This is a genomic window from Paenibacillus nuruki, assembly GCF_001721045.1.
Lineage (GTDB): Bacteria > Bacillota > Bacilli > Paenibacillales > Paenibacillaceae > Saccharibacillus > Saccharibacillus nuruki.
In genome coordinates this window covers 1-12,527 of the sequence record NZ_MDER01000101.1, presented here as the reverse complement: position 1 = coordinate 12,527, position 12,527 = coordinate 1, and the positions used below count along the sequence as shown (strand labels likewise).

Sequence of the window (12,527 nt, the reverse complement as noted above, 5' to 3'; positions counted from 1 at the left end):
GAATTTGATTATTTATCTCAATATTTTCGTTATACTAAAGTTAAAAAATATAATTTTAAATAAATTTTAATTAAAAAGTATATTCATATAACAATTACAAATTAATAATATATAAAATAGAAGTCGGAAGCTTAGCTTTAAAATTAGTATTTTTTAAGTCTTCATAAACGTATCTTTAAAGAAATTAGTTTAGTATTTAATATAATTTATTTATAATAGAAATTAATTCTTCAAGATCATTATAGAAAAATATATTCTTGCACAAAACATATAGATATATGGATCATTAAAGCAATAATACATAATGAGTCAATCTTGCTATAGTTGCGTATAAACTTTCAAAGACTGTAATTGGAGTGAATTTTATGGTTATCCCTTGGATAGTAGGCATTTGTATCATTCTTTTAGCTATTTTTTTGTTATTGGCAAAACGTACAAGTGATTCTTTTCATACGTTCATGATGCAAGTCATTAAATTTCTTATGATTGGAGCTTTTTCTTCATTTTATATTGTTTCCATACTTCTAATTATCATTTATTTAACAGAACATATGGAAATAAGCATGCCATTCTATTTAATCTCGATTACAATTATTATTGCCGCGATCGCTATTCCTTACAAAGTGTTTGCCAAAAAACGTTCTGCATAAATAAGCCTCTATCTGAAGTTCAGGTAGAGGCTTATTTATATTTTTTATTTTCTAAACGAGTTTTTAATTTTAATACATCTGGTTTGAAAAACAACATAGCATTAGATGTTCTTTTGATGGGAATCAATACTTTTTCTTTCACGTAATTACTGATTTCCATCACATTGCATTGTAAAAGATCAGATACTTCGGCAGTAAATAATATGTTCTCACCTACTATATCTCTTGCCACATAAGTTTCATTGCTATTATGGTTCATACTGATCCTCCAATGGATAAAATAAAAGCACCGTTACCTAGAAAATGTCTAGTGAACGGTGCTTCCGTATGTACGATTTAATTGATGCTAGTATACAATAAATGCTGTTCAAATAGTTCTTTTTCTGCTAGTCAGACTATATGATAGAGTAGCAGTAGATGTAGGCTAGAACATGTACTTTCTATTATGAATTTTTCATCTGTATAATTTTTATGAATAGTATATAATGGAAGGTACTAATTCCAAACAAATTAGCACCTTTCGGCTTAGATATAGACTAGAATTTTAGGGACGATGTATACAAAAAACATTGTCAAAGGAGCAAATAATACGAGTCCTATGCCTTTTCGTCTTCTGGATGGATTCTTAGGGGCCATAAACCTAACAATGACTCCTGCGTAAAACATGAATCCTGTAATAGGAATAGCAACATAGAATAAAGCATTGAAAAGAATCGTGCCTATTGGTGTAGCCGAGTCCACATAATCTTTCACTGTTTTGTGTTTATCCGTCAATTGGAGCGGTTGATCAACTGTATAGTTATGAATGATTGCTGGTAAATAGGCAACTGCAAATGCACCAATTCCAAATATAATAATGAAAATATAGCCTCTTCTTTTTCGGAATGGATTTTTTCCGGATGTTAAAATTAGCACAAACCCTAAAAGGAACAGTAAAACCATAACTGGTATACCAATGACTTGTACTAGCCTTACAACTTGATGAAATCCATTGATTAAATTTATAAACATATTGTTACTCCTTATCTAGAAGCTATCTCCTTCTTCACCAGCGGGCTGATCATCTAAAACCTCTACGGCATTAATTTTCCATTGACCCTCTTCTTCAATTAATGCCGTATAGATTCTGATATTCTCGGTACTTGGTATTCCATCATAACTCGTAGTGACTTGGAACTCGCTAATAAACTCAGGCTTTTCTTGATCATTTCTGGACTGATAGACTTTAAGTCCTTTCATTGAAGATACCAATTTACCGGTATCTTCAGGAATAGTCAGTCCACTTGGATAGGTAGAAGCATATCCTTGTTTGGTCATGAATGGAGCAATATTTTCATAACGAGATTTTGTTGAGGTATAGTTAAAAAAGGTAGATAAAAACGAATTATTGTTTTCCATTGCTTTCGTATATAGCTCATTTTCATGTGCGCTGTCTTGTGCTTTAGTTAAAAAAATACTCATACCGACTACTACAGCTATCAAAACTATTAAAGCTGTATACATGATTTTCTTTTGCATAAATTCTCCTTTATCAACGACTTACAATGCGTCTATATCCGTATGATTTATACAACTTGTTAAATACTGAAACTTTGGCGATACTAACTCCATGGGAAGAACTAGAATTAATCATTTTATCATTACCAAGATACATTCCTACATGGCTTGCTCCCCGTCTCCATGTTTCCCAAAATACAAGATCGCCTGGTCGAGCATCGGCAGCAGCTACTTTTATTGTTTTGTTATATTGATCTTGTGCACTTCCACTTAAATCGATTCCCATTTGGGCAAACGAATACTCAAGAAGTCCTGAACAATCAAAGCGCTTTTCCGGTGACCTGCCTCCCATTTTGTATGGTATACCCATGTATTGAGACATGATATTTAAGGCTTGTTGTACATCAAAGATTTGTTGACCAGGAACAATCGTTAAAGTTTGATTCGAATCATTATAGTATCTCATTACATGTTCTACGTAATCAACATCACCGTAACGCTTCCATCCCATTATAGCTGCTTGTTGCTTGCTATAAGCTACAGCATTCTCTTTACTATGTCCACCATGCGCTTTAGCATAAGCAATATAACCGCCTCCAAAGTTATAAGACTGTAAAGTTAGCTCGATATCTACTTTTTTGCTACTTGCTTTTGCATTATTAAATACAGAAACAAAATGTTTAACACCCTGCTGAATAGAAAGCTCTGGATCAGTTAATGTGTTTCGTTTCATCCCCAAAGATTCAGACGACTGCATAACATCTAAATATCGTCCACCCGTTTCTTGCATAATTAAAGCTAAGAGCAATTGAGTATATTGACCCATACCATATTGTTCAAGATATTTTCGTACAATTGGTTCATAACGAAGTACAACTTCGGGTACTTTAGCAGTGCCCGGATTCCAATTCGTATTTACTTCGGATGTACCGTCATATAATCCTTTATCCCAATCCGAATCTGCTGCTAGAACAAATTCAAAATATAATTTCATATCTTTTTCATCAACACCTAAATCGATTAAAATAGCCTTGAATTTATCTTTATCAATCGAAAGTAGAGGAACGAATCGATCATCTACTTGAGTATCTTGATATTGTCTGTACGTTTCAATAACACAATCACCTGCGTTTTTCTTTTCCACAAACTCATACTTATCAGTTCTTTTTAACGTTTCTCCGGGATAATAGCGTGTCAAAGGACTAATAGCCATTTCACCGTATTCAAAATACACATCGCTTAGTACATTGTGTTTTTCTCTTTTGGTTTCATTGATATTAACAGTTGTTCTCTGTCCATTTTCGGTGGGACATATTTTTTTAGTTTTAGTCCACTCTTTATCTTCTGTAATACTAGTATACTTAAATGTAGGTTTAAACCGAGATATTAAATCATCTGGATCATAGTCTGAATATTCCACATGATTATCTTGTACCAAAATTTCATATTGAACGAGTGCAGCTGGTATCCCCCAACTTGGTCTAACAGTAGAAACCAATTGATTGATCCAAGATTTATCTGCTTTTACTGCATAGAGATCAGCAACTGTATCTTTCGCTGCTTGAACAAATTCTTGTTGATAATCTCCATCTGCGACCTGTTGTTCTTCGCTTCTAGCGTTTCCACCCAGATACCAGTCTGCTCCTGGAATGGCTGTAAGCGTTGCTAACACGATGATGCAGATCGCAATAATTAAGACACCTTCCCATCCTATTAATGCAAATAGAGCCTTACCAATAGAAATGACTATTTGTTTAAGTAATTTTATAAGTAGTTTTTTTAGATATTTACTGGCTTTACCTACAGCTTTATTTGCCCCTTTTTTTATGGCTCCTCCACCGGGGGCAGAAGATTCTTTACCGACATCATGAGCGCTCAACCTTATTAATCCCCCCTAAATTATTTAGGCTTCTATACAGAAAGCCTAAATAATTCATATTTGAACATACTAGATAATATCTTTTTTCCGTTCTTGGTCGTTATATACACCAGACTGTGCCCAGCCCATTCTTTTACTCGTTTCTTGCGTTTTTCTTGCTACATTCCTAGCTAAATTAGGCGCTTTTACCCCAACCAAATTAGCTACTTTATCGTCTACGCCTGTTTTACCTGGAGCATTGTGATTAAAGTATTCGTCTGGGTTCAAGCGTCGCATATCAAAGCCTGTATCCGAATTGACTTTCAATCCATTTTGATCCATCATATATGCTTCACTTTGTCTTCCTAAGTTGCCTGTTGATCCAGACAATCCAGCTACCTGTCTCTCCACTCGTGGAGTCATCGTATTCGATTGACCTGCATTAGAGTTCGGCATGTTAGGCATAAGTGATTCACGCATGTACGAACCATTTTCTTGGCGTTTCCATTGTTCGTTATTGTCACGAAGCTTATAATCAACTGCTCTTCGTTGGTTAGTTTTCAAGTTAGCATCTCCAGCCCCGAAGCTACCGATACGTTGCCACTGATCACCATTTTGCATTTCGAACCATGAGCGGTCATTAGTTTGATTGAATCTTACATTGCTACCTCGGAATCTTGAATCCTCTGCAAGATCAGATAATGTCATCCCACGTGGACTTTCACCACCACTTCCAAAATCAAAAGCACGTTGACGACTTACACCGGATAGCATTTGTCCCATTGCTTTACCAGATGTACCAAGTTGACCACCTAAAAGTGATCCGATGGCTGCTCCTGGTGCACCACCCAAAGCCATACCTGCTAATCCACCAATTCCTGCTCCCGTTTGTCCCAATGCTTCTCCCAAATTACCCATCATTTGACGACGTTCTGCAAGATCAGACCAATTACCTTTTAAATTTGCTAAAGAAAATTTACCGCTTGGTTGTCCTGATTCATCTACGCCTCGACCAGCATTTCTTATAACATTAGAGACTCCTTTAGCACCAGATGTTACATTTCTCGTACCTTGTGCAAGACTTGAAACTACCTTTGATCCGATCATCGATCCTGCCATTACTCCCCCAGGGCCAAAAGGAAGACCTACTGTTCCACCTGCAACTGCACCTGCTTTAGCCATTGTTTGTTTAACTCGACTCCAACTTTGACCACCAGAAGCAGCTCGACTTAGAGAAGAACTACCGGCATCATTGGACATACTCACTTGGCTTCCTGAAGGAGTTTCTGTACCACCAGCACCTGAACCTTGACCCCCATGACCTCCAGCACCTTTACCAGCTGCCATGTTATAAGATCCTCTAGATAACATCATCGCTCCACCAATACCAGCCATACCTAAGCTTGTTGCTGTTCGTCCCATTGCAGAACTAGAATCTCCAAGATTAAGCCATTTGCTGACCATACCTGTAATGGGAACAAACATAATGATCATGCCAAGTTTAAATATCGTTGGTCCCATACCTTGACCCAAGTTCCCTGCCATTTGTACAAATACAAACAAAATAATAGAGTGAATGGAAGGTAGAAAAATGTTTCCACATAATTCTTTGATGTATGTTCCAAAAAAGCTTCTCGTTTTGGTAAACAATAAACTGTACGCTGCAATTGGTGACATTACACATAGAAGAACAATAATGATTTTTCGAGCAATATAGATAAAGTTTAAATAGGCTGATAGCCCCCATTCTGCAAGAAAGACAAAAATATCTCCCATCGCAAATGTGTAACTTCCATCTTTTGTAGCCGAAGCTATGATAGATACACCATCAAGTGATTTACCTAGCCCTTTTAATGTCTCTGAGATACTTTGGATAATTCCCCAATTGATAGCTGTAAGCATATGAAAAAACATCCAAAAGCAACCCATAAACATTGCGGAAGCGAAATACATATTAATATCTTTCCAAAAATCTGCTTTGGCTTGAGGACTATAAGCCTTCATACCAAACCGTAACGATCCAAGCATGATCGCAAGCATCAGTATCGTTGCGTACACTCCTGAGAACAAACCAATCAACGGATGAATGAAAGAGTCTAACTCACTCTGATAAAAAATCCCGTCTATTAAAGCATTGGTGTCTTTTTCTTGGAATCCCCATGTTTTATAGGGATTCCCAAAGACTAAATTCTGTATACTATTGATTCCAGGAATGTTGAACAAGTTATTAGCTTGTCCAATAATAAATCCATCCATCAATGAAGCGTCTTCTTCAGCTTTTTTTAGACTTTCCTTTGTTTTAGCACCTATTAATGCTCCTGAAGCATCACCATTGGAAGATAAGTCTCCAGTCGACAAACCAGTGGATTCATCATCTTCAGCTGTAGTTTTATCATCATCCCCATCAGCCGCAGTCGATTTATCTGTCGTCTTTTTTGTAGCATCTGTTTTATCGGTTGTAGTTGTTTCTGTTTTTTTAGTAGTCGATTTATCAGAAGTTGATTTTGTAGTATCTGTTTTACCTGTTGTAGCAGTATCTGCTTTTTTAGTAGTAACAGTCGGTAAAATTTCAGAAGCTGATACATAGCTATTCCCAATAGTAAGACTACACAGAAACAGAATTAAAAAGAATAACGATTTAACCTTCATGTTTAAGCCACTTCCTCTGGAATATGTGACTTATCTTCTAAGAATTGAATCATTTTTTCACGCGGAATATCCTTCTTCAGTTTTTCTGGCATGGTATTTTGATTCGTGTTTAGATATTTCCATTCTCTAGGTGTCGGTTGAGTTTGGAATGTCACAATTTGTTTACCTGCCTTCATTAATACTTGTCCAGTAGCAGCACTTCTAATGAGACTTCCTACTTCCTCACTTAACCTAAACGTACGAATAATCGGTTCAATATCTTGATCACTTTGTCTCAAGAAGCAGACTGTATCGAACTGAGCGACAACATCTCGAGCTGATTCATTTCGTTCGAACATTTCGTAGCGCTGAGATACAAGAGTAAGGGATACATTCCATTTTCTTCCTCGTGCACTGATTACTTTTAGCCATTCCATCATGGAAGAATATTTAATCATCATCCAAGCTTCATCAACAATCATTCGCTTTTTCATCTTAGGATCAGCAATAATAAATCGGTTCCAAATCCAAGTCATAAGTACATGTTGAGCTAGTGGTCTTTCAATACCGTTACTAGAAAGTTTACTGATATCAAAAGTTACTACTGGAGCTTCATCTAAAGAACCGCTATATTCTGAAACGATTTTGGTTTGACCGTCAAACATACCGAAAGCTTTATCATGGGTGAATAGACGAACAATATTTTTCAGTTCCTTCAATTCTTCTCCATATTCTGTTTGCATCTTTTCAGATACAAGCTCTTGATAGTACTCACTGATCGTTGGCATTTCAATATAAGCACGTCTGAAATCAATATTTCCCTGACTATCAACTGATTCTACTTGTTCATAGATAGATTCTGGATCTTCAGTAATTCCACGTTGTAAGTACGATTGCTCAATAATATCGTTTAGTACACCTAATTCAATTGGAGTTAAGCCATGTCCATCTACACTCAGAGATTCTTTCATAACACGGAAAAATTCAAGATTCTCTTTAATTTTTTCGTTTACATTGATGCTCTCAGTAATCCTTTCGAATTCTGTACCTTTATAAAGAAGATTTCTTTCAGGGTAGATATCAAATGGATTGATCCTACTATTATCATTAGTTTTAGAATGATAAATTGGAATAACGACTCCACCAAGAGCCTGCGTTAATTCTGTATATTCCGGTTCTACATCAATAATGACATTTTTCATAATGCCATCCATGTAACCTCGACCAATCATTTGTTTAACAAGTACAGACTTTCCAGATCCAGAAACTCCAAAAACTCCTACCGAATAGTTAACTAAACTTTTATCAAAGTTATTATAAAAAACATAATCTCGACCAAATAGTCCGATTGGAAAACCACCGGTATGATTAAGTTTAGAACTGGAATGTGGAAACATTGCTGTCAAACTTAGTTGGTCCAAATTACGATCTGATTTAGAAAGATGGTTTTTACCTAATGGAAGGGTTGAAAGCCAAGATTCTCGTTGTCTACCAAAAGCACTCAAAATTTCAATAGACTCACCAGCGACTGCATTTTCTACTTCAACACATTTTGCATTTAGCTCATCTAATGAGTTTGCATAAACACTGGCTTGGATTGAGACATAATAAAGACCATTTTGATTGTTTTTTATTTGACGTTGTAAAAATTTGGAGTCTTCTCTTTTTTGTACAGAGTCATCAATTTTTGCCTGATCTCCTCGACCAGAGGCACTGTAGATAACAGTGTCAAACTCATCGATCTTATCTTGCAGTTTTTTTATAGCTGAGTTTTTATCGATTGGATCAATATGAACAGAACAGTCTAAATCATCACCAGTGAATAGAGACTCAAGCCAACCTATACGAACAGTTCGCGGATAACCGGAAGGTTTTACAAAAAACGAACGTCCATACTTTGTACTTCCTAGTCCTGTTTTCATCATGAAATAATCTTTTTCAAAATGAATTCCATCATTAAGCATGTTGTCTACAATAGTTGGCGAATCAAGGGGTCTATCCTCTTTTTCTGAATTCGTTTTATCGAGATTTATCGAATTATCAATATTTAAACTAGGTTCTTTCACTTTCTTTTTCTTGTTCCAGAGCTTTAACATTTTCTATAACCTCCTGCACATCATAAACTAATCTTTCTAAGTCTGGTATAGATGCAACATCTACCGTGATATAAGAAGATAGTTTTTCTTTACCATGCGTTATGAGCGATTCCATAGGATGCATAATCATGCGATCACGATTAAGTGCTCTTTTCATAACTTCTCCAGCTTTTAAGCTGTCTAAAAGGGTTGTATTAATTTGACACTGTCTAAGCTGTCCTCTTACTACTTCCGCTCTTGAATATAGTTCATTTCGAATCATTTCATTTCTTTTTTCTACTGTGAGAGCACCCATTTTTGAAGGTTGTGGAATAAAGGAAACAACATAAAACACCTTACGAGAAATCTGGAATATATTCTCAGACTGATCTTTTACAAAGTTAATAACATCTTCTCCGTATTTTTCTGTCGCTTTATTGCCTTTCGCTAGATTTTGCTTCCAACGTGCTTCTTCTTTTCGTAAATCTTGTCGAACAGCCTGACCCAAAATTTGAAGAGGAAAACGTATTACTCGAAATAACGAACTGTATGCTAAAATTATGGATTGTCTGGCTGTTTCACTGAGTAAATCGAAATTAACAGAGTCGGTCTCAATGACAACACAATATTCATTATTTTTTTGTTCATATATTCCGTACTTAATATCTTCAATACCAATGAGCTCTTTCATAGCATCGCGTTCTTTTTTTAACTTTTTGTCTTCGCCTTTACTATTTGCTACTGTCGCACTTGTACTTGCATTGGAATTAGTTTCTTCTAAATGCTGTTTTCTTTTCCATCCAAAAGCTGGCTCATTGCGATCCATTCGTTTTTTTGCTACTAACATAATCCCAATCGTTAGCAGTAATATTCCGAACATAATAAAAACATAGATTTGCATGTACTACTAAGCCTCCTATTCAAAGATGTGTGTATGTTTTTTGAGATCTTCTAAACTTAAATAGCGTTATGATAAATTCACTTGCATATTGTTCATGTTTCTCGATTTTAAAGAATGTGAGAAACGCTGTTATTCCACCAATAACAAGAAAAAAGACAAACTTTCCAATAACTAATGAAAGACCCTCTAAAAACGGTAATCGTCCATAAATGAAAAACACTCCGCAGAAAATTGCGACTGGAAACAAAATAAAAAATTGTCTAATAGATAAGATAGCTAAGATTGATTTTTCTTCTTGAGTAATATCTATTGGTACAATAATTTCGTTATTCAAATTAATTCCTCCATTTTTTAAAATAACCATGCTACTTTAAGTTCGATACAACTTATTGAAGCATGGTCGTTTTAAATTAGCCTGCCATTCCGGCAATCATATCCGCGAAAGTTGCTGCTCCAAAGAAGACAAAAGCTCCACCTGCACAACCCAATAAAGCCTTCCAGTAAATACCTGATTTTTGCGGACTCAATGATCCAAAAATAATCATAATCGCTGTAAACATAACAGCTAGAGTAAATAATGTTCCTCCTACACCACCAACAACCTGTACAACTGTTTTTAAAGGTTTGTTGATTTTTGTAGCGTTAGTATCCGTTGGATTATATACCTTTGATTTATCATTTAGTTCTGAGTCAATAACACTACTACTGGCTGGTGTTGTTGTTGCTGCATGCATGACAGTAGAAGCAGGAGCTGTTACAAGAAATAAACAAAACGTTAAAACAAACATGCCAAATAATTTTTTAAACAAAATAAAAACCCCTCTCAAATCGTATAATTAGTATATGTGTACTGCATAAAAGTGATTAAAATTACGTATTCATAACCTTCCCTCCTTTTTTGGGTAAAAAAAAAGCACCGTTAACTTTGGACGAGATCCAAAGTTAACGGTGCTTCCGCTTTTCTATTCGATTTACTATAATCTGATTATCATTAATTATGGCTCTAATGTCAAGTGCTTTAAATTTAAGTTCATTAGGAATGCGGTATTTGTTCATTTACTGTCAATTTTGCAGAACCTACGTTATTAGAACCGGATAGAATAATGGTCAGCTCAACTTCTACGTTAGCCTGTAATATTGTATCAATTTCGTTAAATTGTAACTCAATAATTTCAAAAAAAGTACTTAATGATTCAGCTGACAAAGCAAACACTTTTGTAAGTTCATTGTCTTCTGCGTCATTGATATATTGAATTACCTGACCTTCATTACGCACCTCAAACCGAAGTATTTCATTCGACCGTAAGCAAAATGAATGACTTTTTTGCATTAGTGTCGACTTAATTTTTTCGATTAATAAAGCATTATTTTTTTCATGTGATTGATTTATTGACATATAGAATAATACCTCCACCAAAAAAATAGTTTAATTTGGAACTAAAATGTAGAAAAATTAAATAATTTCATTTTTTCATAGTATGTAATAGGTGAAGTTTCATATATAGACACCATTTTACATCTGTTTTAGAAATTTGTCGATGATTTAAGGTGATAGATTCTTTAATTTAAAATAGTATTCTACTTTCTCTAAAAAGCGCAATTACGTTTCCGCTTTTTAGAGAAAGCAGAAGGTTACGAAGCTTCTGCTTTCTGCATGTTAGATTGTATTGTTTGTAAATCTTCATATTTTTCAACGTAGAATAAGTCTTTCTTTACGAACATACCTTCCACTAAGAATTCACCTTCTGCTTCAATTCCACCTACTCGAATTTGATGATCTTGGTACTCTAAAATGAATTGATTATTCATTATAAAAATGCGTCCAACCATTACATGAATTACATGCAATGCAGAAGTGATCCCCATAGCTGGTGTAGTGGTGATACGGCTCATGATTTCAGGCCCATAGGTCTGTTCAACTTTTTCTAGTTGTGGTTTTGGAACATTATTTGCTTCATCGACCGGCAATGTATTAACTAGCTCATCGATATCGGGGTAATGTCCATCAAATGTTTGATGACTCCCAGTATCTGTTGAAGAATAAGGCATAAAGTCCGTTTCTTCAGGGGGTGGTTCAAGTGTCCAATCTTGCTCTTCTACCATAGGTTTGGTTCTTATAAAGTGGATCTCTTTATTAACTGATTCATCTTCATTCTCATTTACGAGATTAGGATTATCAATTCCTTTAAATAGATCACTAATTGCTAGATTCATTTCCTCTGGTAATTCGCTAGTTTTAAATTCTATCTCTTTATCAATATTTGATATGTTACCCGGCATATTGAACAATAACTCTTCGACTTCAGGAGATTCTTCAAGAGCAGGTAACTCATTCCATAGTACATTTTGTTCGTTATCCAATTGCACGTTTTGTGGTTCAGATACCGTAACAAAAGTACGCTGATCGATAACAACAGGCGTGATATTGTAACTTGAACTGAATAATGACCCACATATGCCAATCACAATTGGACTCAAAAATAAAAGAACTACTACTGTTTCTAGTTGCATATTCAGGCTCCTCTACTTCATTTATTTAGTCATAATGTAAAAAAACAAACCTGCTGCTCCTACCATGAAAATCAAGGCAAATAATGCTCCAAAACTTTCCACAGTCATCTTAAAAATCGTTGCATAATACTTAATATTCACAATTTTTTGTAATATACGTCTTGAACGCATATGATTTTTTCTTAATTCTTTACTCATAATGTCTTTTTTTAAGTCATTGTCTAATACATTCCCTGTCCATAAACTTTTATACTCTCCTAAATGTTCTTCTCCGATAGTTTTCATAATAATTGCCTCCAGTAATTGTTTTAAAATTCTATGTAAAAACAATACCTCACTAAAGAATGACCATGAATGGTTTCATTCAAAAGTAAGGTATTTTTTAAATTTATATAAAGGTTTTATCC

The 12,527-nt window shown here is 35.0% G+C and carries 13 protein-coding genes; 1 reads left to right on the top strand and 12 read right to left on the bottom strand.

Features of this window, described 5'->3' with window-relative positions; all coding sequences use genetic code 11:
- Positions 1-422 precede the first annotated feature (422 nt).
- The gene (locus PTI45_RS24325; protein ID WP_175425259.1) at positions 423-650 is read left to right on the top strand and encodes a hypothetical protein; all 228 of its coding nucleotides are present in this window, start codon (positions 423-425) and stop codon (positions 648-650) included.
- A 31-nt stretch (positions 651-681) separates the two neighbouring features.
- Here the strand turns inward: PTI45_RS24325 and PTI45_RS23080 are convergent, their stop codons facing one another.
- From PTI45_RS23080 to PTI45_RS23025, 12 genes are all read right to left on the bottom strand, one after another.
- A complete protein-coding gene (locus PTI45_RS23080; protein WP_069329940.1) occupies positions 682-909 on the bottom strand; it encodes a hypothetical protein in 228 nt (75 codons plus the stop codon).
- A gap of 266 nt (positions 910-1,175) precedes the next feature.
- Positions 1,176-1,661 carry a hypothetical protein gene (locus PTI45_RS23075; protein ID WP_069329939.1) on the bottom strand — a complete coding sequence of 162 codons (486 nt, stop codon included), beginning with the start codon at positions 1,659-1,661 and terminating at the stop codon, positions 1,176-1,178.
- 15 nt (positions 1,662-1,676) lie between these two features.
- Positions 1,677-2,168 carry a hypothetical protein gene (locus PTI45_RS23070; protein WP_069329938.1) on the bottom strand — a complete coding sequence of 164 codons (492 nt, stop codon included), beginning with the start codon at positions 2,166-2,168 and terminating at the stop codon, positions 1,677-1,679.
- Positions 2,169-2,181: 13 nt separating this feature from the next.
- Positions 2,182-4,026 carry a bifunctional lytic transglycosylase/C40 family peptidase gene (locus tag PTI45_RS23065; protein WP_069329937.1) on the bottom strand — a complete coding sequence of 615 codons (1,845 nt, stop codon included), beginning with the start codon at positions 4,024-4,026 and terminating at the stop codon, positions 2,182-2,184.
- Positions 4,027-4,095: 69 nt separating this feature from the next.
- Positions 4,096-6,654 (bottom strand): hypothetical protein, encoded by a 2,559-nt coding sequence (locus tag PTI45_RS23060; RefSeq protein WP_069329936.1) that lies wholly within the window; start codon positions 6,652-6,654, stop codon positions 4,096-4,098.
- Positions 6,655-6,656: 2 nt separating this feature from the next.
- The gene (locus tag PTI45_RS23055) at positions 6,657-8,729 is read right to left on the bottom strand and encodes a VirB4 family type IV secretion system protein (protein ID WP_069329935.1); all 2,073 of its coding nucleotides are present in this window, start codon (positions 8,727-8,729) and stop codon (positions 6,657-6,659) included.
- Complete coding sequence (locus tag PTI45_RS23050) at positions 8,686-9,609, bottom strand: hypothetical protein (protein WP_069329934.1); 924 nt, start codon at positions 9,607-9,609, stop codon at positions 8,686-8,688. Before PTI45_RS23050 ends, PTI45_RS23055 begins: the two co-directional genes overlap by 44 nt.
- Before the next feature lie 19 nt (positions 9,610-9,628).
- Positions 9,629-9,943 (bottom strand): PrgI family mobile element protein, encoded by a 315-nt coding sequence (locus PTI45_RS23045; protein WP_069329933.1) that lies wholly within the window; start codon positions 9,941-9,943, stop codon positions 9,629-9,631.
- Between the two features lie 76 nt (positions 9,944-10,019).
- Complete coding sequence (locus PTI45_RS23040; RefSeq protein WP_069329932.1) at positions 10,020-10,418, bottom strand: TrbC/VirB2 family protein; 399 nt, start codon at positions 10,416-10,418, stop codon at positions 10,020-10,022.
- 224 nt (positions 10,419-10,642) lie between these two features.
- A complete protein-coding gene (locus PTI45_RS23035) occupies positions 10,643-11,005 on the bottom strand; it encodes a hypothetical protein (protein ID WP_069329931.1) in 363 nt (120 codons plus the stop codon).
- 236 nt (positions 11,006-11,241) lie between these two features.
- Positions 11,242-12,120: a hypothetical protein gene (locus PTI45_RS23030; protein WP_069329930.1), complete on the bottom strand. Its 879-nt coding sequence runs from the start codon at positions 12,118-12,120 to the stop codon at positions 11,242-11,244.
- Positions 12,121-12,141: 21 nt separating this feature from the next.
- A complete protein-coding gene (locus PTI45_RS23025; protein ID WP_069329929.1) occupies positions 12,142-12,405 on the bottom strand; it encodes a hypothetical protein in 264 nt (87 codons plus the stop codon).
- Positions 12,406-12,527 lie beyond the last annotated feature (122 nt).